Source organism: Streptomyces sp. NPDC058663 (genome assembly GCF_042716745.1).
Taxonomy (GTDB): domain Bacteria; phylum Actinomycetota; class Actinomycetes; order Streptomycetales; family Streptomycetaceae; genus Streptomyces.
The window spans coordinates 264,816-290,268 of the sequence record NZ_JBHXRV010000002.1 but is presented as its reverse complement, the minus strand read 5'-3'; the positions used below and the strand labels follow the sequence as shown (position 1 = coordinate 290,268).

The following is a 25,453-nucleotide window of genomic DNA, read 5'->3' as shown; positions in this document are numbered from 1 at the left end:
GGTCGCTGGTATGGCAACCAAGAAGTACACCGTCACCCTGCCCGAGGAGCTGGCGGAGGAGATCCGCAGCGAGGTGGGCCCGGGGGCGTTCAGCGCGTACGTCACGCAGGCCGTGAAGCGGCAGAGGGACAACGACCGGTTGGGTGAACTGGTGACGTGGCTGGAGAAGGAGTACGGGCCTGTGACGCCGGAGGCCCGGGCGGCGGCGAAGGCCGAGTTCGACGACATCGAGCGATGGTTCGAGGAGCGGGAGGCTGAGGGGCGCCAGTCCTCGGACCGCCAGTCCCCGAGCCAACAGTCTCCGGCTCCCCAGTCTCCGGATCACCGATCGGCGGACGCCTGATGACCACTACCAGCGTGGTGCTGGACTGCGAGGCGCTGTCCAGGGCGGCTCGGGGCGACAGCGCGATGAAGGGCATTCTCGCGGAGGCGTACGAGAGGAGGATGCCCGTCCTCACCAGCTCCATGACCCTCATCGAGGCCTATCACGACAGGATCAGCATCCCTGCCTGGTCCTGGACGATGTCCCGTGTCGTCGTGGAATCGGTGACGAAGGAGATCGCGGAGGAGGCGGTCAGGCTGCTGCGCCAGACCGGTCTGCACGGTCACAAGAACGCGATCGACGCGGCCCTCGCGGTGATCGCCGGCCGTCAGCGGGGCCGGGTCGCCCTCTTCACCTCCGACGAGGACGACATGACCAAACTGTGCCCGCCCACGGTGCGCGTGGTGCCGCTGTAGGAGGAGGCGCCCCTCTGGCGGACGTGTGCCCCCGCCGCCCGAGGCGCTCTCCGGTCGAAGGGATCCGTCACAGCTCCAGTGCCGCGCGGGCCGCCGACTGGAGGCTGCCGATGGTGTCCATGGCCGTGCGCCACGCCGGGTCGTTCTGGCGGACGGAGCGGGCCGTCTGTTCCGCCTCGCGCAGGCGGGCCGCCGCCGACGGTATGCGGGCTATCTCCACCGTGACCGCCCAGGTCTCCAGGAACCTGGTCAGCGGAGCGAGGCTGCCCGTCCGGGCCGCGAGGGACAGGGCCTCCTCCATCTGCCGCTCCATCTCCGGAAGCTGGCGCGGCACCAGCCGCACGACCGCCGCACGCAGCCCGGCGGTGCTGCGGTCCGGGCGCGGAAGGAGCGGTGCGGAGACGGGCCCGGAAATCTTGCCGGCCGCCGGTTCGGTGACACTGGGGGCGGTGGCGGTCGCGGCATGTCGTGGGGCGGTCATTCCGGTCCTTCCGGTCTTGCGGGACGTGCGGTCCGGCGGCCCCTGGCTGAGCCCGGGGTTGACGCCCAGGGCCTGTGGCCTGGGGTTTCGTGGCGCGCTGATCCTGCTGTCTCGTACGGGAGGAGGGTGGAAAGGGTGGTCCTGGTTGCGTCGGATCCGCACGCGTACGTCACACGGTGCGGGGTCCGTGCCCGCCGCTCCCGGGCACGGGAAACACGACGGCCGCGACGGCTCCCCCTCCGCGCCGCCGCGGCCGTACCCCCGTGCCCCGTGCCCCCCCGGGGAAGGTCCCCCGTTCCCCCCCCCCGGGAGGGTCCCCCGTGCGGTGGTGCGGTCCTAGTTGGCCGGCTCCGAGGTGGTGTGCTGGTCGCCCTGGGTCTTCGCCGGCTCCGTCGTCGTGTGCTGGTCGCGCTGGACCTTGACCGGCTCGGTCGTGGTGTGCTGGTCCTGCGTCGTGGCGTCGGGCTGCTTGGCGTCGCTCATGGCTTCTCCTGAAAATTGGTGTGCGAGCGGTGGGGTCGAGTCGCCGTTGCCCGTCTGCCCCCCGACGCGACGGATGCGGCAGGAACGACGATGCCGTACGGCGATAAACAAACGATGAATGACTAGGACGACTGTGCGACGGCGGCGAGCAGGGAGTGCACCTCCGCCGCCTCCGACGAGCCCGAGGCCTCGAAAATGCTCAGTGCCTCGCGCCAGCACACCTGGGCCCGGCCGGGCTGGCCCACGGCGTGCAGGGCGCGCCCCAGCAGGCTCAGCACGTTGGCACGCCGCCACTCACCGCCGATGTCGTACAGCACCGACAGCGCCTGTTCGGCCTTCGCCGCCGCCGGGGCGGGCCGCCTGGCCGCGAGGTCGACCTCGGCGAGCCGGAAGAGGGTCATGCCCTCCCACAGCCGCTGCCGGCAGCTGCGGAACACCTCCAGGCTCTCGTTGAGCTGGTCCGTCGCCTCGTCGTGCCGCCCGTCCTGCGTCAGCGCCATGCCCAGCGCGTAGCGTGCGTTGGCGCCGCGCAGGGAGTGCCCCATGCCGACATAGATGTCGATGCCCTGCTGTGCGAGCGCGACGGCGCTGGACGTGCGTCCGGTCGCGAGGTGGTTGCGGGAGAGGTTGCACAGGGCACTGGCCTCGCCCGGCCGGTCGCCGACCCGGCGGAAGCTGGCGATCGCGTCATTGAGGTGCGTTTCCCCGTCGGGGAAACGGTTCTGGTAGTACGCCAGGATGCCCCGCACATTGGAGGCCCAGCAGCGGGGCAACGGGTCCTGGTCCTCCGGCGAGAGCAGCACCACCTCCGCCGCCGCCTCGTCCGCCTCGGTGAACCGGCCCGAAGCGTGGTGGACGAGCGTCAGCGCCACCAGGGCCCTCGCCTGTGCCTGCCGGTCCCTGCCCGTGCGGGTCGCCGCGAGCAGCACGCGCGCCGTGGACTCGAACTGCTTGACGTTGGCACCCGACTCGCCCAGGTCGAGCGCGGCCCACAGCAGATCGGCGGCCCGCCGCAACGCCCCGCCCCCCGCGGGCAGTTCCGCCCCCGCCGCCTGGCGCGCGCACGCCAGCAGGGGGTCCGCCTCCGCGTAGAGCCAGTCCTCGCCCGCTCTGCGGTCCGCGAAGGTCAGACCCGGGTAGGCGGTTTCGGCGAGGTGGTCCACCAGGCGGTCGCCCGGCCGTTCCAGCGCGTACACGCCCGCCGCCGTCGCCAGATAGAAGTCCAGCAGCCGCGAGAGAGCCAGTTGCCTTTCCTCCGGCTGCTGTTCGTCCCGTTCCGCGCACGCACGCGCGTAGAGGCGTACGAGGTCGTGGAAGCGGTAGCGGCCCGGGGCCGCCGACTCCAGGAGGGAGGTGTCGACCAGCGCCTCCAGCAGGTCCTCGGTCTCGTGCACCGGCAGCCCCACCACGGCGGCCGCCGCCGCCAGCGAGATGTCCGGGCCGTCCGCGAGCCCCAGCAGCCGGAACGCCCGTGCCTGGGCGGGCTCCAGCTGCCCGTAGCCCAGCTCGAAGGTGGCCTTCACCGCCAGGTCCCCGGCCTGGAGCTCGTCCAGCCGGCGCCGCTCGTCCGCCAGCTTCGTCGCCAGTACGGAGACGGTCCAGGTCCGCCGCGCGGCCAGCCGGGCCGCCGCGATGCGGATGGCCAGCGGCAGGAACCCGCACGCGCCGACCACGTCCAGCACGGCCTCGCGTTCCGCCCGTACCCGCTCCTCGCCCACTATGCGGGTGAACAGCTGGAGCGCCTCCTCCGGCGACATCACGTCCAGGTCGACCAGGTGCGCCCCTGCCAGGTCCACCATCCGGGTCCGCGCGGTGACGAGCGCGGCACAGCCCTCGGTTCCCGGCAGCAGCGGTCTGACCTGGGAGGCGTCCCGGGCGTTGTCGAGGAGTACGAGGACCCGGCGGCCGTCCAGCGTCGAGCGGTAGAGCGCGGCCCGCTCGTCGGGGGACTCGGGTATCGCCGAGTCCGGGGTGCCCAGGGCGCGGAGGAACGCGCCCAGCACCGTCTCGGGCTCGGCGGGGCGCCCGCCCGCCCCCTGGAGGTCCACGTACAGCTGCCCGTCCGGGAAGTGCGGCCGCGCCGCGTGCGCCACGTGCACCGCGAGGGTCGTCTTGCCGACCCCGCCGATGCCGGCCAGCGCGGAGACCGCCATCACGCTGGTCCCGGCGTGGGCGAGCCGCTCGCTCAGCTCCCGTACGAACGCGGCCCGGCCCGTGAAGTCCGGTATAGAAGCCGGGAGTTGGGCGGGGCGTACGGTCGCGGGTGCGGCCGTGGTGGCCGGCTCGGCGGGCTGGGCCAGCTCCGCGTCGGCCGCCAGGATCCGCTGCTGGAGCCGGGACAGCTCCGCCCTCGGATCGACCCCCAGCTCGTCGGCGAGCAGCCGCCGGGTGTCGGTGTAGACGGCCAGCGCCTCGGCCTGCCGCCCGCACCGGTAGAGCGCGAGCATCAGGAGCTCCCGCAGCCGTTCGCGCAGCGGGTGGGCTGCGGTCAGGGCGGTCAGCTCCGGTACGGCCTCGGAGTGGCAGCCGACCTCCAGATCCAGGTCGAGCCGCACCTCGGTGAGCTGGAGGAACCATTCCTCGAGCCGGACCCGCTGCGACTCCGCGTAGGGCCCGGGTACGGAGGCCAGCGCCTCGCCGTCCCACAGCCCGAGGGCCTTGCCGTACAGGGTCCGCGCCAGGCAGCGGTCCCCCGACGCCCGCGCCTTCTCGGCGTCGGCGGCCAGTTCCTGGGCCACCCCCAGGTCCAGCGCGCCGGCGACGGGCCGGATCGCGTACCCGCCCGACTCGCTCACCAGGACGTCTGCGCCGAGCGCCTTGCGCAGCCGGGAGGCGTACGTGCGCAACGCGGACAGCGCCTGCGAGGGCGGCTCGTCGCCCCAGATCCCGTCGATGAGCTCGGCGGCGGTGGCGGTGCGCCCGTCGCGCAGCAGGAGCAGGGCGAGCAGGGCGCGCTGCTGGGGCGATCCGGCGGCCACGGGTTCGCCGTCCCGCCAGGCGCGGACGGGCCCGAGCAGGCTGAAGCGGACCCCGGCGGGCGGGGCGGTGGCGGGCGCCGCGCCCCCGGAAGCCACCGCGCCCCCGGAAGCCACTGCGGCCCCGGGCCTGCCGGAAGGCACTGTGGCCTCAGGCCTGCCGGAAGCCACTGCGGCCCCGCTCCCCCCGGAAGCCGCCACGGCCTCGGGTCCAGCCCCTCCGGTCCCCCCGGAACCCTCCGACATGCCGTCGTCCATCGCACTCCCCCTCGCCCTTGCCGAGCCGCCCTGTCCGGCGTGTGCCGGACCCCGCCGAACCGTTGCCGGGCGCATCCGGACCTTGCCGAACACCGCCGGACCTTTGCCGAACCGCCGTACGGAACCATTTCCTCCGAGCCCCGTACCGCCCCTTGTCGCATGTGTGCGGAACCGGTCAGCACCGGTCAGTCTGCCTTGCGCATGCGGGGCGCGTCAGTACGCAAACCTCAGAGGAAGCTCAATATTCGGGGCCGAGCGGAAGCATTCGGTGTGCGCCCCGTGCGCCCCGTGCGCAGAAAGTGCAGCCACCCCCACCTGACGGATCGTCAGATCGGCGGTAGCGTGACGGGCGTTGCTGGCGGACGTTGCTGACGGAGATGGGTGGAGACACACATGGACAGCTTCCCGAAGATCATCTCGGTGGACGACCACACGGTGGAGCCTCCCGGCGTCTGGCAGGACCGGCTCCCGCGCAAGTACCGCGACGTGGGTCCGCGCATCGTCCGCGCCCCTCTGAAGGAAATGACGTTCCTCGGCGGCAAGTTCGCCCCGGTCATGGGGGAGAAGGGTGACGACGGCCCCGTCGGCGACTGGTGGGTGTACGAGGACCTGCACCGCCCGCTCACCCGGCTGGATACGGCCGTCGGCTACTCCAGGGACGAGATCAAGCTCGAAGTCATCACGTACGAGCAGATGCGCCCGGGGTCCTTCTCGGTCCCTGACCGCCTGGCCGACATGGACGTCAACCACGTCCAGTCGGCGGTCTGCTTCCCCACCTTCCCGCGCTTCTGCGGCCAGACGTTCACCGAGGCCAAGGACCGCGAACTGGGCCTGCTGGGCGTGCGGGCGTACAACGACTGGATGGTGGAGGAGTGGTGCGGTCCCGAAGCGCGGGGCCGGCTGATCCCCCTGACCCTCGTCCCGCTCTGGGACGCCCACCTGGCGGCGGCGGAGGTACGCCGCAACGCGGAGAGGGGCGTGCGGGCGGTCGCGTTCTCGGAGATCCCGCCGCACCTGGGCCTGCCGTCCATCCACACCGACGAGTGGGACCCGTTCCTGGAGGCCTGCTCGGAGACGGGCACGGTCATCGCCATGCACATCGGCTCGTCCTCCAAGATGCCGTCCACCTCGGCGGACGCCCCGCCCGCCGTCGGCTCCACCATCACCTTCGCCAACTGCTGCTTCTCGATGGTCGACTGGCTGATGAGCGGCAAGTTCGAGCGCTTCCCCGGCCTGCGGATCATGTACGCGGAGGGGCAGATCGGCTGGATCCCGTACATCCTGGAACGCGCGGACGTGGTGTGGGAGGAGAACAGGGGCTGGGGCGGCGTGGCGGACAAGGTCCACCGCCCCCCGTCCGAACTCTTCACCGACCACGTCTTCGGCTGCTTCTTCGACGACGCGTTCGGCCTGAAGAACCTGGACTCGATAGGCGTCGGCAACGTCCTGTACGAAACGGACTACCCGCACTCGGACTCGACGTGGCCGAAGTCGAAGGAGGTCGGCGAGTCCCAGATGGGCCACCTGGAACCGTCGGTGGTCGAAGCGATCGTGCGCGGCAACGCGATCGAGCTGCTGGACCTGACGGGGGAGGGGCTGTGGCGGGGGGCCGGGGGTGGCCGCGGGTAGGGGGTGGCCCCGCTCAGAACGGAGGCTCCGTAGCGCTCGGGCTGGACAGTGGGGCCCAGTGGCCGCCGTGTTCCTGTTCCGCGAAGGCGGCGAGGCGGGGGTGGGCGCGGCGGCACGGCTCGCAGAAGGTCTCCTCGGCGACGGGCCGGAAGACGTGCTCGCCGGGGCGTCCCGGCCCCCGGCACTCGACGATGGCCCGGCGGACCGGGGCGGGTGCGGGTTCGGGTGCGGGTGCCACCGCGGACTGTCCTCCGGCCCCGTCGGCTGAGGCGGCGAGCCCGGCCGGGTCGGGGACGTTCTTTCGGAGGCGGTGGGTGACGAATCCTGCGGCGTTCAGGATCGGGTCACCGGGGAGCGCGTGGGTGAGGGCGTGGTGGATCTCCCAGGCGGGGAGCCCTTGTTGAAGCTGTTCGGCGACGGTGCCCGCGAGATAGCGGATGTTGCGGAAGCTGAGTACGAGGTCGCCGCGGACGGTACGCAGGTCTCTGAGGATGCGTTCCGCGAGGGCGAAGTGGGGCTCGGGGTCCGCGCCCCCGGACGCGCCCTGCGGGGTGCTCGCCCCGCGAGCGGTCGGCGCAGCCGCTCCTGCCGTTTCCGCCATCCCCGCCGGGTCTTGGGGTGGGCGGGTGGGGGAAGTGTTGTTGCTGTTGGTCTGGGAAGTACCGGTAGAGCGGCCGACGGACGGACCCCCCGGCTCACCGACGGTCGGATACCGGACACCCGGAGAGGCCTGCTCGGACCGCAGGGCGTGGAACTCGCCCTTGGTCAGGGGGACGGTGCTCACCCACTGCTCGGTGAACCACAGCCCCTTCGCGCCCTGAGCGCGGTGGTCGTACACGTATCCGTGCTGGATGAGCTGCTTCTTGACCCGCTTGAAGACGGTGCCCTTCATGCCGAGCTTGGTGGCGAGCACCTGCAAGGGCGCATGCTGCTCGGCGGGCTTGAGTCCGCCCAGGTACGCGAGGAGAAAGCGGGCCTCGATGTCCAGGGTGGTGCGCAGGAAAAGCGCGTTGGGCACCTTGGTGAAGGCCCGGGAGGGCGGGATAGCATGCAGAAACATCGCGGGAGCTCCTTGCCTGAGCGTCTGTGGTGAGGCCCTCGCTTGGTGTTGGTAGCACCGACGGGGGCCGCCCTACGCGCCGTACCGCACGCGGAGGGTGATGACGCGATGACGGTAGTACATCAACTAGCCACGCGGTGTGCCCGTTTGGGAATGTTCACCCGAACCGGTCCAGTAGTCGCCGAGCGCGTCGGCTGGCCAGGACGTGCTGGAGATGCCGAGGCCGGGCGGGGACTGCGCCTCGTTCGGGCCCTCGGCGGCGAGATCACCTGGTGCCTGCGGGAGCACTGCGGCAAGACCGTGCGCGTACGGATCGGCCCGTAAAGAGCGGCTGCTCGAACACGGCCGTCCGTCGGACGGCCGCGGTGGCGCAGGATCGGGACGAGCCGGACGCATATCAACTTCACCGCGGCGAGGTCGCATGGTTGGGTTGTCCCCACCCCCCATGGGGCGGCCTGCCGGATGGGCGATGCCGTCGGTGCGCGGCGATCCTGTGTCCGGGGCGACTTGACGGCCACGCACGACGAAGGGACACCTCATCGATGCGCATCCTCCTGATCGGGCCGCCCGGAGCCGGCAAGGGCACGCAAGCAGTGCGCCTCGCCGCGCACCTGTCGATCGAGCACCTCTCCACCGGTGACCTGTTTCGTGAGCACATCGACCGGGGCACCGAGCTCGGGCAGAAGGCCCGCACGCACATGGGCGTCGGCCTTCTGGCACCGGACGCGGTCACGATCGGGGTGATCGAAGAACGCCTTGCCCGTGCGGACACCGCACACGGATTCCTGCTGGACGGCTTCCCTCGCAATCTTGCCCAGGCCAAGGCGCTGGACGGCATCCTGGCCGACTCGAAGTCGCGACTGGACGCCGTGCTCACCCTGGAGATCTCCGAGGACCAGGCTGTCAGGCGGATCGCTGGACGACGGCTGTGCCGTCAGGACCGCGAACACATCTTCCACGTCGACTTCCGCCCGCCGGACGTGGCGGGAGTCTGCGACGTCTGTGGCGGTGAGCTGTACCAGCGCGACGACGACCGCGAGGCAACCGTTCGCAAGCGACTGGAGGTGTATCGCAGCGAGACGGCGCCGGTCATCGACCATTACCGGCCCCAGGGTCTGGTGACCACGATCTCGGCCCTCGGCCAGGTCCAGGAAGTCCTGACCCGCGTGCTCGCCGCGATCGGCCAGCGTCCCGGCAGTACTGGGCCCACCGGCCCGGGGCCTCATCCTGCACCGGCAGCTGGCCAGCCTCCACAGGCAGAGCACCGCCGCCCTTGAGGTGATGCGTCCGCCACGGGAGCGCGCGAGACACCCGTGCCCATGCCGCCCGCGCCGAGCTCCCGCTCCACGACGTACCGGCCGGTGCGCTGGGGCAGCTCCGCACCGCCCACTCCCCACACCATGTGCCGCTCCACGCTCCCCGTTGAGGCCCGCCACCCGTCGCGCGAACAGCATGCTGTGAGTAGAGACGTCCACCGTGGATCACAGCGGCCGCGTCCGCCCCAACTGTCGGTCACTCATGTCCGGTTGCTCAGGTCGGCCGCCCCTGGAGGCAGAGCGACGTCCCCGGCGGAACCGCCCCGCCGCCCCTAAACTGCCCGCCATGAACGACAGCAGACCCGGCATCCACATCCGCCCCGGCACCCCGGCGGACGTGCCCGCCATCCTGGACATGCTCGACGGCGCGGTGGCGTGGATGAACGCACGCGGCAACACCGAACAGTGGGGGACGACGCCGTACTCCCAGAAGCCCGGCGGAGTGGAGCGCGTCCAGCGCTACACCACCGAAAACGCCCCGCACCTCGCGGAACTCGACGGCACCCCCGTCGGCACCCTCGTACTTGCCACGGGCCCCAACCCCCAGGTCCCCGCCATCCCCACGGCCGAAGAACCCGAGCGGTACGTCCGCCTCCTGGTCACCGACCGCAAGCACGCGGGGCAGGGCATCGGAGCGGCCCTGCTCGCCCACGCCGTGCAGGAGACCCGCCGGGCGGGCGTGGACCTGTTGCGGGTCGACTGCTGGGCGGGTGGCGGAGGCGAACTGGTCGCCTTCTACACACGCAACGGCTTCACCGCCACCACCCCGTTCACGGTCGGAAGCTGGCCGGGAATGGTGCTGGAGCGGCGGGTGGGGTGAGCAATGGGCCGGGCCCGGCCGTGGGTGCCGTGGCCACCCGGTGAGTACCGCAAGCAATCGGGCGGCCGACCGGACCGTCGGAGCTGCTCCGTGTGACGCGGGTCACGGGAACTCCCGCCCGGCGGGCGGACAACCCCTGACGTGACGTCTTCTGTGCACGACCGCGTCAGAGCGGGAGACCCCGAGGTGTTCCGGGAGCTGTTCCGCGACCACGCCCAGCTGGTGTACCGCCATGCCGTCCGGTCGTGCGGGGACTGGTCCCTGGCCCAGGACGTGGTGTCGCTGACCTTCCTGGAGGCGTGGCGGCGGCGCGAGAAGCTGCGTGACGAGGGTGAGAGCGTGCGGCCCTGGCTGCTGGGGATCGCGACGAACGTCCACGCTCACCGTCGATTCCGCCCTGCGAGGGTGTGCCAGCCTGTGGGAGGCGGGGCTGATCACCCCGGCGGGGCCGGCCGGCCCCGATTTGCCGAAGCAGCCGGTGGTCATCCCCGTCGCCCGCCCCGGGGAGGGCAAAGTTCCCCCGCTCGTCGCCTGCGTACGCGAAGGACGGGCCATGGTCTTCCCCGGCGATGACGCCCGCATCTGCCAGAACCTGGGGATGGCACGGATGGCGGACCGGAAGTAAGGGCTTGTGACCGCCTACCGCGGGCTCGCCCCCGCCAGCCGAGGGATGGTGTCGTCGCGACGGACGGGCTGACGGGGCACCGTGGGACGGGTACCGGTGCCGCTTACAGGTCGTCCGGCAGCAGCCGGAACGCCTTGTGGCCGGTCAGCGGCCGGACCATGCGGAAGTGCCGGTCCGTGGTGAACATGACGTCGGTGCCGTAGGCGGCCGCCAACGCCACGTTCATCGCATCCGTCAGGCCAATGCCTTTGCCCCCGTCGGCATCCGCGTAGCCTTCGGCCACCGCGATGGCGGCTGACAGATGCGTAGCGACCGGCGGTACCTCGAACCGTCGGGTAGCTGTGTAGCGCTCGATGAATCGAGCCGCCGCCAGAGCCTTCTCGACTCCGGCCCGAGTCGAGATCAGGTAGTCCAGCTCGGCCAGGACCATCGGTGAAACGATGAGGTGGCTGACTTCAGCCAGCCCTCTCCTGTGTGCTTCGTGCCCCGTGAGACGAGGGTCAAGGAGGCGGTAGAGGGCATTGGTGTCGGCGATGGCAATCACGAGGGCGCCCCCATCCCCCTGAGTGTGTCCTCGATCTCGTCGTCGCCGAGGTCCGGCAGCCCGAGGTCGGGGAGGAGGAGGTCGCCCATGGGGTCGGTGGGGTAGGGCGGGACGGGCTCCTCGTCGATGGGGACGACCCGCGCAACGGCAACGCCGTTCTTCGTGACCGTAACGGTCTCGCCTCGTGCCGCCGCAGCGAGTATCTGCGACGCTTTCTGGTTGAACTCCCGAGCCGTGGTTTCCATGTAGTACAAGTTACTACGCGGGAGGGGGGTTCGCTGTGCGGGCGGCTCCCTCGGGAGCCGCCCGCCCCGTTCGTCGGGCCGAACGCCGGAGGAGCCCCCTCACCCCTCCTCCGTCACCCGCAGCAGCCGCACCGCTTCCTTCGCCGTGTAGGTCGTGTGGCCCGCCGCGATGCGGGACTCCAGTTCCGCCACCTGGCCGTCGAACCAGTCCGTGCGCACACCCGCCTCGCGGGACGCGGCTCCCATGTTGCGGGCGGCCGAAAGGACCAGGTCGAGGGTCTGCTCGTAGGCCGGGGGGCCGTCGGAGTCGATGTCGGCGGCCATCATGGGCGTGGCGGCGACCATGCTCGTCAGCCAGCTCACGAAGAGCTCCGTGAAGCCGGACGCCGTCGTGCCCTTGTGGGAGGTGGCCACCGCCACCGAGTGGAAGAAGCCCGCGAACATCATGTCCATGCCGCCGAGCAGTGCCAGGTCGTACAGCGCAGCCGTGCCCACGTCCGTGCCCAGGTACTTCGCCTCGGCCAGCGCCTCCAGCGTCGGGCGGTGCGCGTCGAAGGGGTCCTGGGCGCCGCTGTAGAGGATGAACGCCCCCGGGCCCGCGATCATCGACGGGATCGCCATGATGCCGCCGTCCAGGTACGACGCGCCGAGCGCCCGCGCCCACGCCTCGGTGTCGCGGGCCTGGGCGGGCGAACCGTTGGTGAGACTGACCAGGGTGCGACCGTGCAGGGCGCCCGCGACGGGATCGAGCAGGGCGCGCTGCGTGTCGTAGTCGAGGAGACAGGCGATCACCAGCGGGCTCGCCTCGATCGCCTCGCGAACCGAGTCCGCGCGTACCGCCCCGCGCGCCACCAGCGCGTCCGCCTTCGAGGGGGTGCGGTTCCACACGGTGACCGGGTGCCCGGCCGTGACGAGCGCGTCCGCCAGGGCCGAACCCATCAGACCGAGGCCGAGAACGGTCACGGGTGCCTTGCTGCTCACAGGTGCTCCTTGAGGATAAGTGCCCGAGCGGGCGAAGTAAGTGCCCGAGTGGGCGAAGTAAGTGCCCGAGTGGGCTGCCTTCAGCTTCGTATCGATGCCGGAGCGCCTCAAGTACGCACTAAATAGTGGGTGGTTACCTCGAGGTGGGTGGGCTGGAGTGCGAGGTCCTCGCGCGGAGGGGCGGGGGCGAGGAGGTCTGCGCGGTAGAGATTCGTGAGTTGTGTCTCGTTTTGTCCGGCGTGTGGACGGGGAGCGACGGCTCCGTTCGGGTACACGGGTAGCAGAGGGGTGCCGTCCGCCGACGCAAGGAGTGCGACATGAGTGACGGGATGACGATCCTGCTGATCGTGGTGGGGGTGCTCGCCCTCGCGACCATCGTGGGAGCCGTGGTGGTCCTGGTGAAGATGGTGAAGGCGCGCAAGCTGCTCACCGATGCCGGAATCCCGGTGGAGAACAAGTTCGTGTTCTGGGGTGCGCTGATCTACCTGCTCAGCCCGGTCGACCTGATCCCCGACCCCGTCTATCTGGACGACATCGGCATCATGCTGCTTGTCCTCCAGTCACTCCAGACGGCGGCAGAGAAGGCGGGCGTGCGGCCCGGGCGGCGCGACAGGACGCTGGAGCGGCAGCCGGACGAGTGGCCGGAGAAGCAGCTCCGCAAGTAGCGGGTGGGCGATCACCGCCGTGCCGGCGGACGTGGAAACAGCCGGCACCCCCGGGCCCCGTGCCGGCGGACGTGGAAACAGCCGGCACCCCCGGGCCCCTTGCCTGACGGGTCGTCAGGTACGAGTATGACCGGGCGTCATCTCGTGTCGGACGACACCCGGCGAGGGGTCCCCATGGTTCGAGTCCTGCCCGAAGGGCGGCTGTCGTACGGGATGCAGCTTCCTGTCCAGTCGCAGAGCCGCATCTACGCCGAGGAGTGGGAGGCCGGGGCCGGTCCCGCCGACCTGGTGGAGGTGGCCGGGGCCGCCGACCGGAACGGGTTCGCGTACCTCGCCTGCTGCGACCACGTCGCGATACCGCGCCGGCTCGCGGCGGGCATGAGTACGGTCTGGCACGACCCGGTGGCGACCCTGGCCTACCTCGCTGCCGCCACGGAACGGGTGCAACTCCTCACGCACGTAGCTGTGTTGGGGTTGCGGCATCCTCTCGCGCTGGCCAAGCAGTACGCCACCCTCGACCACCTCAGCGGCGGGCGGCTGATCCTGGGGGTCGGCGCCGGTCACGTACGCGAGGAGTTCGACGTGCTCGGCGCCGACTTCCCCGGGCGGGGGGCGGTGCTCAACGAGTCGATCGACGCACTGCGCGCCGCGCTCGGTCCTGAGGAGTTCCCCGAGTTCGCGGGGGAGCGGTACGCCTTCAGCGGGCTCGGACAGCTGCCCCGCCCGGCGCGGGAGCGGGTGCCGGTGTGGGTCGGCGGGTCCTCTCCCGCCGCCGTGCGCCGGGCCGCCGTACGGGGTGACGGCTGGCTGCCCCAGGGCGACCCGCGCGAGCAACTTCCGGCGCAAATAGCCAAGTTGCTGCGGCTGCGCGAGGAGGCCGGGGTGGAGGAGCCCATCGAGATCGGTGCCATCGTCGAGCCCCTGTACGTCGGCGACGCGGGCTGGGACGTCGGGCGGCGCACTCTCAGTGGCAAGCCCGAGGCCCTCGCCGAGTCGCTGCGCGCGTACGGGGCGATGGGTGTGCACCAGGTCCAGGTGCGGTTCCGCAGCCGCAGCCGCGACGAACTCATCGACCAGATGACGGCCTTCGCCGCGGAAGTGGCCCCGCACCTCGATCAGTAGTGAGCACGCGTTCCCTGTGATGGCCCCGCACCTCGACCAGTAGTGATCACGCACGCCCTGTGATGCCCCGCACCTCGACCAGTAGCCGACTCGTAGGAGGTACCCGCTCATGGGCAAGCTCGACGGACGCGTCGTCGTCATCACCGGAGCCGCGCGCGGACAGGGCGAGCAGGAGGCCAGGCTGTTCGCCGCGGAGGGCGCGAAGGTCGTGCTCGGTGACGTGCTGGACGACCAGGGAGAGGCGCTGGCGAAGGAGCTCGGCGAGGACGTGGCCCGCTACGTCCGTCTCGATGTGAGCCGCGAGGAGGACTGGGCGGCCGCCGTGACCGTCGCCACGGACACCTTCGGGAAGATCGACGGGCTGGTCAACAACGCGGGCATCCTGCGCTTCAACGAGCTCGTGAACACCCCGCTGGAGGAGTTCCAGCAGATCATCCAGGTCAACCAGGTGGGCGCCTTCCTCGGCATCCGCACCCTCGCCCCGGAGATCGAGGCGGCCGGCGGCGGCACCATCGTCAACACGGCCTCCTACACGGCACTCACCGGCATGGCCTACGTGGGCGCGTACGCCGCCACCAAGCACGCCATCCTCGGCCTGACCCGTGTCGCCGCGATGGAGCTTGCAGCGAAGGGTATCCGCGTCAACGCCGTGTGTCCCGGGGCCGTCGACACCCCCATGACCAACCCGTCCGTGCTCGACCCGGGCGTGGACCCGGAGGAGTCGCGGGCCGCCGTCGCCGGGCTCTACAAGAAGCTGGTTCCGCTCGGCCGGATCGGCCTGCCCGAGGAGGTCGCCAAACTGGTCCTCTTCCTGACCGGGGACGACTCCTCGTACATCACCGGACAGCCCTTCGTGATCGACGGCGGGTGGCTGGCGGGCGTGAGCGTCGTCTGAGTCCGGAGCGCGCCGGGGAGCTCCGGGCAGCCGTAGCCCCGGGTAGCCATATCTGACGGGGCATCAGGCATTGACGGCGTACCGCGCCGGTGGAACAGTCGGCCCTATCCGAATCTGACGATGCGTCAGAAGCAGAGTGGTGCACCACTCGACACCCCAAGGACGGTGAAGTTCCGTGGAGTTCGGTCTCTTCGTACAGGGTTACGTGCCCGCCGCGCGCGCCAAGGTCGACCCCGAGGCAGAGCACAAGGCTCTGATCGAGGAGACCGAGTACGTCATCCAGGCGGACAAGTCGGGGTTCAAGTACGCCTGGGCCTCCGAGCACCACTTCCTGGAGGAGTACTCGCACCTGTCCGCGAACGACGTGTTCCTCGGCTACCTGGCGCACGCGACGGAACGCATCCACCTCGGCTCGGGCATCTTCAACCCCCTGGCCCCGGTGAACCACCCGGTGAAGGTGGCCGAGAAGGTCGCCATGCTGGACCACCTCAGCGGCGGACGCTTCGAGTTCGGGAGCGGGCGGGGCGCCGGATCGCACGAGATCCTCGGCTTCATGCCGGGCATCACCGACATGAACCACACCAAGGAGATCTGGGAGGAGACGATCGCCGAGTTCCCCAAGATGTGGCTGCAGGACGAGTACGTCGGCTTCCAGGGCAAGCACTGGTCGCTGCCGCCGCGCAAGATCCTGCCCAAGCCGTACGGGAAGGGGCACCCGGCCATGTGGTACGCGGCCGGCTCGCCGTCCTCGTACGCGATGGCGGGGCAGAAGGGGCTCGGGGTGCTGGGCTTCAGCGTCCAGAAGGTCTCCGACATGGAGTGGGTCGTCGAGTCGTACAAGAACGCGGTGAAGGACGCGGAGCCTGTCGGGGCGTTCGTCAACGACAACGTCATGGTGACGTCGACGGCCATCTGCGCGGAGACGCACGAGAAGGCGGTGCAGGTGGCGGTGAGCGGCGGGCTCAACTACCTGCAGTCGCTGCTGTTCCGCTACCACGACACCTTCCCCCGCCCGGAGGGCATCCCGCAGTGGCCCGAACTGCTGCCGGAGTACACCGAGGAGATCATCGAGCTGCTCATCGCGGAGGAGCTGATGATCTGCGGTGACCCGGACGAGGTGCTGACACAGTGCAAGAGGTGGGACCAGGCGGGGGCGGACCAGCTCTCCTTCGGGCTGCCGATCGGGGTGTCGCCCGAGGACACCATGAACACGATTCGGCTGATCGGGGAGCATGTGATTCCTCGGATCGACACGGATCCGGTGCACAGGACTTCGCGGATGCGGGGACAGGTGGCTTGAGGGGGCCCTTGCGGGGCCCCCTGGCCCCCGCCGGGGGTGAGTTCCCGATTCCCACGGGGCGGGGTGTCCGGGGCGCCTGTCCGGGGCGCCGAAGGTGCGGGCGGCACGGGCCGGGGCGGCTTGCCGTGCCTGCGGCGGGCTGTGCTGATTCGGCGTGCCGCGCCTGCGGCGGGCTGTTGCCCCTCCCCGCCCCTTCCCTGAACCGCTTGCCGCGGGGCTGGTGTTTTGCCTGCGGGTGCGTGGGTGGTTGCTCGCGCAGTTCCCCGCGCCCCTGAGTACTCAAGGGGCGCGGGGCTGTGTCACTGTGCGGCTCCGCCGCGCGGGCGCGGCCAGCTACATCGGGTCTGCGGAGAACCTCCGGCCGTGGCCGGGCTGCCACCCGGGGCCCGGGGCGGAGCCCCCGCCTCGTACGCCCCGGGGCGCAGCACCCCTGCTTCGCTTCCTGCACCCCGCCCCACCGCACCCCCCCTCGCGCGAGGGAACGAAACCCGCCCCCAGAAGGGACCGCCATGCTCGATCACCTCATCCGCAACGCCACCCTCATCGACGGCACCGGCACCCCCTCCCGCCCCGCCGACCTCGGCATCCGGGACGGGCGCATCGCTGTCGTCGCCGAGCCGGGGACCGTTACCGAGGCCGCCGTGACCAGTGAGGACGCCACCGGCCTCGTGCTCGCTCCCGGTTTCGTCGACCCGCACACCCACTACGACGCCCAGCTCTTCTGGGACCCGTACGCCACCCCCTCCCTCAATCACGGCGTCACCACCGTCGCGGGCGGCAACTGCGGGTTCACCCTCGCGCCGCTGCACCCCGGCCGACCCGAGGACGCCGACTACACCCGCCGCATGATGTCCAAGGTGGAGGGGATGTCCCTGATCGCCCTTGAGGAAGGGGCGCCCTGGAACTGGTCCTCGTTCGGCGAGTACCTCGACGCCCTCGAGGGGCGGACCGCCGTCAACGCGGGCTTCATGGTGGGGCATTGCGCGCTGCGCCGTTACGTCATGGGTGCCGACGCAGTCTCGGGGCGTGCGCCCACCGACGCCGAACTCGGCGAGATCGTAAGGCTGTTGCACGAAGCCATGGACGCCGGGGCCTGGGGGTTCTCCACCACCCAGTCCTCCACGCACTCCGACGGCGACGGCAGGCCCGTCGCCTCCCGGCACGCGCCGCCCTCCGAACTCCTCGCCCTCAGCAAGGCCGTCGGCGCGCACGAAGGCACCCAGATCGAGGCCATCGTCGCGGGCTGCCTCGACCAGTTCGACGACGACGAGATCGAGCTGCTCGTGGAGATGAGTGCGGCCGCAGGACGCCCCCTCAACTGGAACGTCCTCACCATCGACGCCGCCGTCCCCGAACGCGTGCCCCGCCAGCTCGCCGCCAGCGAGCGCGCCCGCAAGGCAGGGGGCCGGATCGTCGCGCTCACCATGCCGATCCTCACCCCCATGAACATGTCGCTGGGAACCTTCTGCGCCCTCAACCTCATCCCCGGCTGGGGCGAGATCCTCTCCCTCCCCGTCCCCGAGCGGATCGCGAAACTCCGCGACCCCGGCGTCCGCACCGAGATGCTGCGGCGCGCCGACTCGAAGGAGGCCGGGGTCTTCCGCCGCCTCGCCGACTTCGGGCGGTACGTCATCGGCGACACGTACAGCAAGGAGAACGAGGGCGTCGGCGGACGCGTCGTCAACGACATCGCGGCCGAGCGCGGCCAGGACCCGTTCGCCTGCCTCGTCGAGATCTGTGCCCACGACGACCTGCGCACCGTCCTGTGGCCCATGCCGACCGACAACGACCCCGCCTCCTGGGCCCTGCGCCGCGAGACCTGGGCCCACGAGGACGTCCTGCTGGGCGGCTCCGACGCGGGCGCCCACCTGGACCGGATGTGCGGGGCCCCGTACACCACCCGCTTCCTCGGCGACTGCCTGCGCGGACGCAAGCTGGTGGGGGTCGAGGCGGCGGTGAAGATGCTGACCGACGACCCCGCCCAGCTGTTCGGGCTGCGCGAGCGGGGGCGCATCGAGGAGGGCTTCCACGCCGACCTCGTCCTCTTCGACCCGGAGCGGATCGGCGCGGCTCCCGCCACCCTTGTCCACGACCTGCCCGGCGACAGCCCCCGCCTCGACTCCAAGGCGCTCGGCATCGTGAGCGTCCGCGTCAACGGCGTCGAGACGATACGCGAGGACCGGGTGACGGGAGCCGTGCCGGGCACGGTGCTGCGCTCGGGCCGCGACACCAGGACGGTGAGCACCGCATGAGCGGCACCCAGAGGACCAGGACGGTGAGCACCGCATGAGAAGCACCCAGAAACTGCTGATCGGCGGCGAGTGGGTCGAGCCCGCCGGGGGCCACTACGAGGTGATCGACCCCGCCACCGAAGAGGTCGTCGGACTCGCCCCCGAAGCGAGCAGGCAGCAGGTGTACGACGCCGCCGACGCCGCCCGGGACGCCTTCGCAGGCTGGTCCAGGACCCGGCCCGAGGAGCGTGCGGCCCTGCTCGACCGGGCCGCCGACATCATCCGGCGCGAGGCCGCCCCGTACGCCCTGCTCGCCCAGGCCGAGACCGGCGCCACCACCGGCACGGCGCGCGGCATGCAGGTCGCGGTCGGCGAAGCGCGCTTCAGGCGGTACGCCAAGGGCGCCCTGGAGCCGACGGAGACCGCGATTCCGCCGCAGATCAACGAGGCGGGCCCGATGGGGAAGGCCGGCGTGTTCGGCGCGCTGGAGGTGCGCCAGCCGGTCGGCGTGGTCACCTGCATCACCTCGTACAACAACCCCTGGGCCAACCCCTCCGGCAAGATCGCGCCCGCGCTCGCCATGGGCAACACCGTCCTGGTCAAACCGGCCCCGCAGGATCCGCTGTCCGTCTTCCGGATGGCCGAGGCGCTGCTGGAGGCGGGCGTTCCGCCGGGGGTGGTCAATGTGGTCAACGGGGCGGCGGCCGAGGTCGGCGAGGCGGCCGTCGACTCGCCTTCCGTCGACATGGTCAGCTTCACCGGCAGTACGCAGGTGGGCCGGCGCATCGCGGAGGTCTGCGGGCGCGGCATGAAACGGCAGCTGATGGAGCTCGGCGGAAAAGGGGCCGCGCTCGTCTTCGAGGACGCGGACCTGGACTCGGCGGTGCGGGGGATCGGCACCACGTTCTCCTTCTACAGCGGCCAGATCTGCACGGCACCGACCAGGGCTCTCGTACAGCGGCCGGTGTACGAGGCCCTGCTGGACAAGCTGCGGGCGTACGTCGGGTACCTGCCGGTGGGGGACCCGAGGGACCCCGCCACCGTCGTCGGACCGCTGATCTCGGCCGCGCACCGCGACCGGGTCGAGTCGTACATCGAGCTGGGGAAGAAGGAGGGCGCCCGGCTGGTCGCGGGCGGTCAGCGCCCGGCAGGTCCGCCCACCGGCTTCTACGTCGCGCCCACCCTCTTCGCCGACTGCACGCCCGACATGCGGATCGTCCGCGAGGAGATCTTCGGCCCGGTGGTCGTGGTCGTGCCCTTCGACGACGAGGAGGAAGGCATCGCGCTCGCCAACGACAGCGAGTACGGGCTGATCGACTACGTCTGGTCCGGAGACGTGGCCCGCGCCTTCCGGGTCGCACGGCGGCTGCGCGCGGGCGGCGTCGGCATCAACAGCATCGGGCGCAACATGGAGGCCCCGTTCGGCGGCTTCAAACAGAGCGGTGTGGGCCGGGACGTCGGCTCCTACGCGCTGCGGGCGTACAGCGAGGTGCAGGCGGTGGTGTGGGCGGGATAGGCACCCTCGGGGCGGCTCCCCGACGCATGCGCCCGGACCCGGACGGGAAAATTTAGAACCGGGGCAAAACGGACGGACCTGCGGTTTGCGCACAGTGCAGTGAAGGCGAGTTTCTCGATGTTCGGAAGGTGTACGCTCCCACTTCACCTGAACTTCCTTGGTCAGTGAGGGATTTGTCCCCTTCAACTCAAGGAGTCAGAACCGGACTTTCTCCCTCCGGATGTGGAAACCGCAGGACTTAACGTCCTGTTCATGACTCAGGTGGAAACGAAGCCGCAGGCCGGAGACCCGGTAAGGCGCGTCCCCGAGGGGGCTGGCCTTCACACGTCCGGCGAAGGCGTACGCAGTAAGGGCCTTGGCGGTAATTCCGTCGGTCTGTTCGGCAGCGCCGTCATCGGCATCTCCACCGTCGCCCCCGTCTACTGCCTGACCTCCACGCTCGGCTCCACGGCCGGCGAGGTCGGGTTGCAGATGCCCGCGATCTTCCTCGCCGGGTTCCTGCCGATGCTGCTGGTCGCCTTCGCGTACCGGGAGCTCAACAGGGTGATGCCGGACTGCGGCACCTCCTTCACCTGGACGGTGAAGGCCTTCGGGCCCCGGCTCGGCTGGATGTGCGGCTGGGGCCTGGTGGTGGCGACGATCATCGTCCTGTCGAATCTGGCCGGCGTCGCCACCTCGTACTTCTGGCTCCTGGCGGGCGAGCTCACCGGCAACGAGGCGATCGCCGCACTCGACGACAGCAAACCGGTCCACATCCTGACCTGCCTCGCCCTGATCGCCCTGGCGACCCTGGTCAGCTACCGGGGCATGACCGCCACCAAGGGCGTCCAGTACGCCCTCGTCGGCCTCCAGCTCGTCGTGCTCGCGCTGTTCGTCGTGATGGCGTTCGGTAAAGCGGGCAGCGGCCTGCCCGAGTTCGCGGGCGGCCTCGACTTCTCCTGGTCCTGGTTCAACCCGTTCTCGGTCGGCTCCTTCGCCGCCTTCACCGCGGGCCTCTCGCTGTCGATCTTCATGTACTGGGGCTGGGACGCCTGCCTGACCGCCAACGAGGAGACCTCCGGCAGCGAGAAGACGCCCGGCCGGGCCGCCCTCATCGCGATGGTCGTCCTCGTCGGCTCCTACCTGGCCACCGCCGTCGCCGCCCAGATGGCCGTCGGCTCCGGCGACAAGGGCCTGGGCCTCGGCAACCCTGAGACCTCCGACAACGTCTTCGCCGCCCTCGCGGGTCCCGTCATGGGCCCCGTCCTCGGCATCCTGCTCTTCGTCGCCGTCCTCGCCTCCGCCACCGCCAGCCTCCAGACCACCTTCATCCCGGTCGCCCGTACGGTCCTGGCGATGGCCGCGTACGAGGCCCTGCCGTCCTCGTACTCCCGCGTGCACCCCCGCTTCAAGAGCCCGGGCCGCGCGACCGTCCACGCGGGCGTGGCGACCGGCATCTTCTACACGGTGATGACCCTGGTCAGCGAGCACGTCCTGGTCGACACGATCTACGCGCTCGGGCTCATGATCTGCTTCTACTACGCGCTGACGTCCTTCGCCTGCGCCTGGTACTTCCGGCGCGACCTCACGAAGTCGGTGCGCGACGCCTTCTTCAAGGGCGTCTTCCCGCTCCTCGGCGGGGCGCTCCTGACCGCCGTCTTCGGCAAGACCCTCTTCGACATGTGGGACCCGGCCTACGGCAGCGGCTCCTCCGTCTTCGGCGTCGGCTCGGTCTTCGTGATCGGCGTAGGCCTGCTCCTGGTCGGCTTCCTGATCATGCTGGCCATGCAACGCCGCAGCCCCGCCTTCTTCCGCGGCGAAATCCTCAAGAAGGACACCCCGCCCCTGACGGTCCAGGACTGACCCAGCCCCCTCGGCCGGCGGGGCCGCCCTGAATACCCCGTCCCGTGAGGCGGCGGGGCCGCCCGCACCCCACCCCCCAGCCCCCTTGGGCGGCGGGGCCGCCCCCCGGGGGCGGAACGGGCGGGCAAGGGGGCGGCCCCCGGCGATGCCGCACAATGCACCCCGCCCCACCTGCACCTCCGTACCCCCCCGGCCCTACCGCCCCACCCCCACGAACACCGGATTGGTGAAGGCCACCAGAGCCCCCGGCATCCCCTGACCCCCCTGGCCCCCCACCGCCCCCCGCACCTCCGCCCGCACATACCTCACGTACGACGCCCTCGTCACCCAGGACACCCCGTCCCCCGCCCCCGTACGCACCGTCCCCTGGTCCGTCACCAGGTGCGTGGTCGCGTCCGCCGCCGCACCGGTGACGGACAGCCGGACCGTCACCACGGCGTCGTCCGCCACCGCCAGCCGCCCGCCGAGCGTGGCCGACTCCCCCCGCGGCCCGGTCACACTCAGCGAGAGCGACACCGCCGAGGACGCGGCGACGTACGACCGGCCGGCCCGGATTCCCGCCAGTACCGCCGTCCGCGACAGATCGTCCGCCAGGACGACCGTCTGCGGGTGCCCCACCCGGTCCGGGTCCCGGTGCGCGTCGCTGCTGCCCATGGCGGGCACCCACCGCCCGCCCGCGCCCAGCGTCTTGTCCCACGCCTGCAAGGACACCTCGTCGTCCGGCGTGTACGGCCCGTTCCACACCTCCACCGCGTCCGCTTCGGCGAAGCCGAACTGCCAGCCGCAGCCCAGACACGAGGCATGCGGATGGGCTGGTACCACCAGGCCGCCCGCCCGCCGGATCTCCCGGGCGAACCGCCCGAAGCGGTTGTCCCCGGCCCGGTACCGCCAGTCGATGTGCGTTCCTGGCGCGGTGCCGAGCGCCAGGACGTGGCCGTTGCGGGTGGTGACCTCCTCGCCGGTCAGGACCAGCAGGTCGTCACCTCCCAGTCCGGCCCAGTGCGCGTGCGAGGAGGGAGTGTTGTGCTCGGTCGTGGCGAGGAAGTCCAGCCCCGCCTCCCGCGCCAGAGCGGCGATCTCGGCCGGAGTGCGCTTGCCGCCCGAGTGCACGGAGTGGAGGTGGCAGTCGCCGCGGTACCAGGCCCGCCCCCTGCCCGCCGCCCGCTCCGGCGGGTACACCGGCCGCGGCGTGGGCGCCGTCGGCCCCGGTACGAGCGTGATCGTCACGGTGTACGGCAGGCCCTCGGGCGCCACCGTGTACGGCGCCAGCGCCACGTGCCAGGTGCCGGGGCGGACCGGGCCCGGCAAGTAACCGGGGGTCGCCGCGTCGCCCCGGATGAAGAACTCCGTGCGCGCCCCGCCCGACCAGCCCCTGAACCCCCGGCCGCCCAGCGCCGTGCCCCGCTCGTCGAAGACCCCGAGGTCGAGGGCGTTGCCCGGCGTCCCCGGCGGGGCGGGCGGACGTGCGTAACCGTAGGAGACGCGCAGCTCGCGGATCCCGCGCGGTACTTCGAAGGGCAGGTGGACGAAGTCCGGTGCCCCCGGCGGCAGCGTCCCGGTCACCGTCCGGCTCATCGGGGCGCCGGAAGAGGCGTCGGAAGGGGCGCCGGAGGGGCCGACGGAGGAGCCACCCGAAGCGGCACCGCCCGGACCGCTCCCCGCCTCCGCCCGCGCGAAGCTCACCGTCCCGAGCGTGAGCGCGGCCGCCGCACCCGCCGTGAACAGGGCGCGGCGGCTCGTCGGACCGGGAGCGGCGGACTCGGCCGGGACATCGGATCGCGTCATGGCCCGGGACTCTGCCGCTCCTAGGTGGTGCGGCGGTTGCGGCGGACCAGCCACAGGATGACCAGCACCAGCACGATCAGTGCGAGCACACCGAAGACCAGACCGATGATGAGCCCGATACCGAAGCCCTTCTTCTTTTTCTTCTTCTTGGGCTTGGACTTCGAGGTGACGGCGGTCTCGGCGGCGCCCGTCTGCGCCTGCGCGCCGGCGGCGGCGACACCGCTGCCGACACCGGCCGCCGTCAGCACCGCCGTCGACGCCCCGGACGCACCGGCCGCGCTCACCGTCACCGACCGGGGCGTCGCCGCCGCGGCCGAGGACAGTGACATCGCCGGCGCTCCAAGGAGCAGCGTGCCCGCCAGCAGGAATGTGGTGGTCCTGGTACTCATGCGCATGGTGTCGCGCCCTTCCCCGTCCGTGCCGGGCCCCCGTGGACCTCTCGGCTTTCGGCACCGTACGCCCTAGCGTGTGACGGCCGACAGGCACCCGACACAGGAGGTTGTATGCGGATCGCGGTCACCGTCTTCCTGACGGACGAGACGATCACCCCGGTACGGCTGGCGAAGGAGCTGGAACAGCGCGGTTTCGCCGGGCTCTACCTGCCCGAACACACCCACATCCCGGTCAGCCGCCACTCGCCCTACCCGGCGGGCGGTGACCTGCCGCGCGAGTACGGACGGACCCTCGACCCGTTCGTGGCACTCGGCCAGGCGGCGGCCGTCACCGAACGGCTCGGCCTCGGCACCGGGATCACGCTGGTCGCCCAGCACGACCCGATCGACCTGGCCAAGCAGATCGCCACTCTCGACCACCTGTCCGGCGGCCGGTTCACCCTCGGCGTCGGCTTCGGCTGGAACCGGGAGGAGGCCGCCGACCACGGCGTGCAGTGGACCACCAGGCGTGAGCGGGCGCGCGAGCGGATCGCGCTGATGCGCGCCCTGTGGAGCGAGCAGCCGACCGCGTACGAGGGCGAGTTCGGGTCGGTCGAGGCCAGCGAGGCACACCCCAAGCCGAAGGGCGGCGCTCCGCGCGTGCTCGTCGGCGGGGCCGCGGGGCCCAAGCTGTTCGACCACATCACGGACTACGCGGACGGCTGGCTGCCCATCGGCGGGCGCGGTCTGGGCGAAGCCGTCCCGGTGCTGCGCGGGGTGTGGGAGGAGGCGGGGCGCGACCCCAAGGACCTCCAGGTCGTGCCGTACGCGGTACTGCCGAGCCCCGGCAAGCTGGCGCACTACGCGCAGTTGGGCATCGAAGAGGTGGTGCTCCAGCTGCCGCCCGCCGGGGAGGACGAGGTACTGCGCACACTGGACGCGTACGCGCCGTACCTCTGAGGCGGCCGCAGGGGGTGCCGTACCTCTGAGGCGCCCGCAGGGGTACCGCGGGCCCGCTACCTCACCGGTCCCGCGTACGCGCCCCCTGTCGGCTACATCACCGGACCCGCGTACGCGCCCGCCGTCGCCGGCAGGAACGGCACCAGTGCGTCCCAGCGGGCCATCTCGCAGCCGTCCGTCCGGCTGAAGCGCGCGTCCACCGGGCGGCCCGCCCACGTGCCCGTGACGTGGGCGGTCGCCGGACCGCCGTACTGACCCGTGCAGACCGAGTCCGGCGGCACCGGGGCGAACGGGCCCCTGCCCCACACCGTCGCCCCGTCCAGGTGCGCGCAGGCGCGCCCCGGCTCGCGGTGGCTGCCGCCCGACGGGTGGCAGCGCAGCTCGTACGTGCCGTCCCGGCCGGGGACTCCGGTCCGCGCGACGGTCAGGGTGAGGCGATCCTCCCCGCCCCCACCGGAGTCGGCGGGCGGACCGGCGGGCGACACCGTGCCGAGCACGGCCAGCAGCGGAAGGACGGCGGTGGCGAAACGACCGGGCATGCGAGGCTCCTGCGGGGTGGGGGGTGTGGCCCGTCTAACGCCCCCGCGCCCCGAATGTCACGCGCACCTCGA

Annotated in this window: 25 protein-coding genes; 15 read left to right on the top strand and 10 right to left on the bottom strand. The window is 71.4% G+C overall.

What is annotated here, in order from left to right:
• Window positions 1-10 precede the first annotated feature (10 nt).
• Complete coding sequence (locus tag ACFWVV_RS02665; RefSeq protein ID WP_384342377.1) at window positions 11-343, top strand: hypothetical protein; 333 nt, start codon at window positions 11-13, stop codon at window positions 341-343.
• Window positions 343-738, top strand: a complete 396-nt coding sequence (locus ACFWVV_RS02660) for a hypothetical protein (RefSeq protein WP_384342379.1) — start codon at window positions 343-345, stop codon at window positions 736-738. Before ACFWVV_RS02665 ends, ACFWVV_RS02660 begins: the two co-directional genes overlap by 1 nt.
• 67 nt (window positions 739-805) lie before the next feature.
• Here the strand turns inward: ACFWVV_RS02660 and ACFWVV_RS02655 are convergent, their stop codons facing one another.
• From ACFWVV_RS02655 to ACFWVV_RS02645, 3 genes are all read right to left on the bottom strand, one after another.
• The gene (locus tag ACFWVV_RS02655) at window positions 806-1,219 is read right to left on the bottom strand and encodes a DUF6247 family protein (RefSeq protein ID WP_384342381.1); all 414 of its coding nucleotides are present in this window, start codon (window positions 1,217-1,219) and stop codon (window positions 806-808) included.
• Window positions 1,220-1,555: 336 nt separating this feature from the next.
• On the bottom strand, window positions 1,556-1,702 hold the full coding sequence (locus tag ACFWVV_RS02650) for a hypothetical protein (protein WP_384342383.1): 147 nt from the start codon (window positions 1,700-1,702) through the stop codon (window positions 1,556-1,558).
• A gap of 122 nt (window positions 1,703-1,824) precedes the next feature.
• Window positions 1,825-4,923: a BTAD domain-containing putative transcriptional regulator gene (locus ACFWVV_RS02645; protein ID WP_384342884.1), complete on the bottom strand. Its 3,099-nt coding sequence runs from the start codon at window positions 4,921-4,923 to the stop codon at window positions 1,825-1,827.
• Between the two features lie 405 nt (window positions 4,924-5,328).
• Here ACFWVV_RS02645 and ACFWVV_RS02640 point away from each other — a divergent pair, with 405 nt between their 5' ends.
• Window positions 5,329-6,564, top strand: coding sequence for an amidohydrolase family protein (locus tag ACFWVV_RS02640; RefSeq protein WP_384342385.1), 1,236 nt, complete (start codon window positions 5,329-5,331; stop codon window positions 6,562-6,564).
• Window positions 6,565-6,577: 13 nt separating this feature from the next.
• Here ACFWVV_RS02640 and ACFWVV_RS02635 read toward each other — a convergent pair whose 3' ends face one another.
• On the bottom strand, window positions 6,578-7,624 hold the full coding sequence (locus ACFWVV_RS02635) for a hypothetical protein (protein WP_384342387.1): 1,047 nt from the start codon (window positions 7,622-7,624) through the stop codon (window positions 6,578-6,580).
• A 153-nt stretch (window positions 7,625-7,777) separates the two neighbouring features.
• On the opposite strand from ACFWVV_RS02635, the gene ACFWVV_RS02630 reads away from it, so the two are divergent.
• The 4 genes from ACFWVV_RS02630 (at window position 7,778) to ACFWVV_RS02615 (ending at window position 10,333) form a co-directional block, all read left to right on the top strand.
• Window positions 7,778-7,948 (top strand): hypothetical protein, encoded by a 171-nt coding sequence (locus ACFWVV_RS02630; protein WP_384342389.1) that lies wholly within the window; start codon window positions 7,778-7,780, stop codon window positions 7,946-7,948.
• A 218-nt stretch (window positions 7,949-8,166) separates the two neighbouring features.
• Window positions 8,167-8,901, top strand: coding sequence for an adenylate kinase (locus ACFWVV_RS02625; protein ID WP_384342391.1), 735 nt, complete (start codon window positions 8,167-8,169; stop codon window positions 8,899-8,901).
• A gap of 325 nt (window positions 8,902-9,226) precedes the next feature.
• Entirely contained in the window at window positions 9,227-9,760 is a 534-nt protein-coding gene (locus ACFWVV_RS02620; RefSeq protein WP_384342392.1) for a GNAT family N-acetyltransferase, read from the top strand.
• 141 nt (window positions 9,761-9,901) lie between these two features.
• Window positions 9,902-10,333, top strand: coding sequence for an RNA polymerase sigma factor (locus ACFWVV_RS02615; RefSeq protein ID WP_384422592.1), 432 nt, complete (start codon window positions 9,902-9,904; stop codon window positions 10,331-10,333).
• A 155-nt stretch (window positions 10,334-10,488) separates the two neighbouring features.
• Here the strand turns inward: ACFWVV_RS02615 and ACFWVV_RS02610 are convergent, their stop codons facing one another.
• The 3 genes from ACFWVV_RS02610 to ACFWVV_RS02600 all read right to left on the bottom strand — a co-directional run bounded on the left by ACFWVV_RS02610 (window position 10,489) and on the right by ACFWVV_RS02600 (window position 12,155).
• Window positions 10,489-10,929 carry a PIN domain-containing protein gene (locus tag ACFWVV_RS02610; protein WP_384342394.1) on the bottom strand — a complete coding sequence of 147 codons (441 nt, stop codon included), beginning with the start codon at window positions 10,927-10,929 and terminating at the stop codon, window positions 10,489-10,491.
• The gene (locus ACFWVV_RS02605) at window positions 10,926-11,174 is read right to left on the bottom strand and encodes a type II toxin-antitoxin system Phd/YefM family antitoxin (RefSeq protein ID WP_384342395.1); all 249 of its coding nucleotides are present in this window, start codon (window positions 11,172-11,174) and stop codon (window positions 10,926-10,928) included. Before ACFWVV_RS02605 ends, ACFWVV_RS02610 begins: the two co-directional genes overlap by 4 nt.
• Window positions 11,175-11,273: 99 nt before the next feature.
• A complete protein-coding gene (locus ACFWVV_RS02600; protein WP_384342397.1) occupies window positions 11,274-12,155 on the bottom strand; it encodes an NAD(P)-dependent oxidoreductase in 882 nt (293 codons plus the stop codon).
• Window positions 12,156-12,472: 317 nt separating this feature from the next.
• On the opposite strand from ACFWVV_RS02600, the gene ACFWVV_RS02595 reads away from it, so the two are divergent.
• From ACFWVV_RS02595 to ACFWVV_RS02565, 7 genes are all read left to right on the top strand, one after another.
• Entirely contained in the window at window positions 12,473-12,820 is a 348-nt protein-coding gene (locus ACFWVV_RS02595) for a YkvA family protein (protein ID WP_384342399.1), read from the top strand.
• Between the two features lie 174 nt (window positions 12,821-12,994).
• Window positions 12,995-13,942 (top strand): TIGR03619 family F420-dependent LLM class oxidoreductase, encoded by a 948-nt coding sequence (locus tag ACFWVV_RS02590; RefSeq protein WP_384342400.1) that lies wholly within the window; start codon window positions 12,995-12,997, stop codon window positions 13,940-13,942.
• Window positions 13,943-14,051: 109 nt separating this feature from the next.
• A complete protein-coding gene (locus ACFWVV_RS02585) occupies window positions 14,052-14,837 on the top strand; it encodes an SDR family NAD(P)-dependent oxidoreductase (RefSeq protein WP_384342402.1) in 786 nt (261 codons plus the stop codon).
• A gap of 175 nt (window positions 14,838-15,012) precedes the next feature.
• Entirely contained in the window at window positions 15,013-16,137 is a 1,125-nt protein-coding gene (locus tag ACFWVV_RS02580) for an LLM class flavin-dependent oxidoreductase (protein ID WP_384342404.1), read from the top strand.
• Window positions 16,138-16,646: 509 nt separating this feature from the next.
• The gene (locus ACFWVV_RS02575) at window positions 16,647-18,389 is read left to right on the top strand and encodes an amidohydrolase family protein (RefSeq protein ID WP_384342406.1); all 1,743 of its coding nucleotides are present in this window, start codon (window positions 16,647-16,649) and stop codon (window positions 18,387-18,389) included.
• A 34-nt stretch (window positions 18,390-18,423) separates the two neighbouring features.
• Complete coding sequence (locus tag ACFWVV_RS02570; RefSeq protein ID WP_384342408.1) at window positions 18,424-19,884, top strand: aldehyde dehydrogenase family protein; 1,461 nt, start codon at window positions 18,424-18,426, stop codon at window positions 19,882-19,884.
• A 252-nt stretch (window positions 19,885-20,136) separates the two neighbouring features.
• Window positions 20,137-21,726, top strand: coding sequence for an APC family permease (locus ACFWVV_RS02565; RefSeq protein ID WP_384342410.1), 1,590 nt, complete (start codon window positions 20,137-20,139; stop codon window positions 21,724-21,726).
• A 195-nt stretch (window positions 21,727-21,921) separates the two neighbouring features.
• On the opposite strand, the gene ACFWVV_RS02560 is transcribed toward ACFWVV_RS02565, so the two are convergent.
• Together ACFWVV_RS02560 and ACFWVV_RS02555 are read right to left on the bottom strand one after the other, a co-directional pair.
• Window positions 21,922-23,511 (bottom strand): CehA/McbA family metallohydrolase, encoded by a 1,590-nt coding sequence (locus ACFWVV_RS02560; protein ID WP_384342412.1) that lies wholly within the window; start codon window positions 23,509-23,511, stop codon window positions 21,922-21,924.
• Window positions 23,512-23,531: 20 nt separating this feature from the next.
• Window positions 23,532-23,900: a hypothetical protein gene (locus ACFWVV_RS02555; protein WP_384342414.1), complete on the bottom strand. Its 369-nt coding sequence runs from the start codon at window positions 23,898-23,900 to the stop codon at window positions 23,532-23,534.
• A gap of 114 nt (window positions 23,901-24,014) precedes the next feature.
• Here ACFWVV_RS02555 and ACFWVV_RS02550 point away from each other — a divergent pair, with 114 nt between their 5' ends.
• Complete coding sequence (locus ACFWVV_RS02550; protein ID WP_384342416.1) at window positions 24,015-24,842, top strand: TIGR03619 family F420-dependent LLM class oxidoreductase; 828 nt, start codon at window positions 24,015-24,017, stop codon at window positions 24,840-24,842.
• A 92-nt stretch (window positions 24,843-24,934) separates the two neighbouring features.
• Here the strand turns inward: ACFWVV_RS02550 and ACFWVV_RS02545 are convergent, their stop codons facing one another.
• The gene (locus tag ACFWVV_RS02545) at window positions 24,935-25,381 is read right to left on the bottom strand and encodes an SSI family serine proteinase inhibitor (RefSeq protein ID WP_384342418.1); all 447 of its coding nucleotides are present in this window, start codon (window positions 25,379-25,381) and stop codon (window positions 24,935-24,937) included.
• Window positions 25,382-25,453: the final 72 nt, after the last annotated feature.

Excerpts from the sequence above, each read along its gene's own strand:
- ACFWVV_RS02560 (WP_384342412.1), bottom strand. The coding sequence starts at position 23,511 with ATGACGCGATCCGATGTCCCGGCCGAGTCCGCCGCTCCCGGTCCGACG.
- ACFWVV_RS02620 (WP_384342392.1), top strand. The coding sequence starts at position 9,227 with ATGAACGACAGCAGACCCGGCATCCACATCCGCCCCGGCACCCCGGCG.
- ACFWVV_RS02595 (WP_384342399.1), top strand. The coding sequence starts at position 12,473 with ATGAGTGACGGGATGACGATCCTGCTGATCGTGGTGGGGGTGCTCGCC.
- ACFWVV_RS02665 (WP_384342377.1), top strand. The coding sequence starts at position 11 with ATGGCAACCAAGAAGTACACCGTCACCCTGCCCGAGGAGCTGGCGGAG.
- ACFWVV_RS02605 (WP_384342395.1), bottom strand. The coding sequence starts at position 11,174 with ATGGAAACCACGGCTCGGGAGTTCAACCAGAAAGCGTCGCAGATACTC.
- ACFWVV_RS02545 (WP_384342418.1), bottom strand. The coding sequence starts at position 25,381 with ATGCCCGGTCGTTTCGCCACCGCCGTCCTTCCGCTGCTGGCCGTGCTC.
- ACFWVV_RS02640 (WP_384342385.1), top strand. The coding sequence starts at position 5,329 with ATGGACAGCTTCCCGAAGATCATCTCGGTGGACGACCACACGGTGGAG.
- ACFWVV_RS02625 (WP_384342391.1), top strand. The coding sequence starts at position 8,167 with ATGCGCATCCTCCTGATCGGGCCGCCCGGAGCCGGCAAGGGCACGCAA.
- ACFWVV_RS02590 (WP_384342400.1), top strand. The coding sequence starts at position 12,995 with ATGGTTCGAGTCCTGCCCGAAGGGCGGCTGTCGTACGGGATGCAGCTT.
- ACFWVV_RS02550 (WP_384342416.1), top strand. The coding sequence starts at position 24,015 with ATGCGGATCGCGGTCACCGTCTTCCTGACGGACGAGACGATCACCCCG.
- ACFWVV_RS02660 (WP_384342379.1), top strand. The coding sequence starts at position 343 with ATGACCACTACCAGCGTGGTGCTGGACTGCGAGGCGCTGTCCAGGGCG.
- ACFWVV_RS02635 (WP_384342387.1), bottom strand. The coding sequence starts at position 7,624 with ATGTTTCTGCATGCTATCCCGCCCTCCCGGGCCTTCACCAAGGTGCCC.
- ACFWVV_RS02575 (WP_384342406.1), top strand. The coding sequence starts at position 16,647 with ATGCTCGATCACCTCATCCGCAACGCCACCCTCATCGACGGCACCGGC.
- ACFWVV_RS02645 (WP_384342884.1), bottom strand. The coding sequence starts at position 4,923 with ATGTCGGAGGGTTCCGGGGGGACCGGAGGGGCTGGACCCGAGGCCGTG.
- ACFWVV_RS02585 (WP_384342402.1), top strand. The coding sequence starts at position 14,052 with ATGGGCAAGCTCGACGGACGCGTCGTCGTCATCACCGGAGCCGCGCGC.
- ACFWVV_RS02570 (WP_384342408.1), top strand. The coding sequence starts at position 18,424 with ATGAGAAGCACCCAGAAACTGCTGATCGGCGGCGAGTGGGTCGAGCCC.
- ACFWVV_RS02655 (WP_384342381.1), bottom strand. The coding sequence starts at position 1,219 with ATGACCGCCCCACGACATGCCGCGACCGCCACCGCCCCCAGTGTCACC.
- ACFWVV_RS02555 (WP_384342414.1), bottom strand. The coding sequence starts at position 23,900 with ATGAGTACCAGGACCACCACATTCCTGCTGGCGGGCACGCTGCTCCTT.
- ACFWVV_RS02565 (WP_384342410.1), top strand. The coding sequence starts at position 20,137 with ATGACTCAGGTGGAAACGAAGCCGCAGGCCGGAGACCCGGTAAGGCGC.
- ACFWVV_RS02630 (WP_384342389.1), top strand. The coding sequence starts at position 7,778 with ATGTTCACCCGAACCGGTCCAGTAGTCGCCGAGCGCGTCGGCTGGCCA.
- ACFWVV_RS02650 (WP_384342383.1), bottom strand. The coding sequence starts at position 1,702 with ATGAGCGACGCCAAGCAGCCCGACGCCACGACGCAGGACCAGCACACC.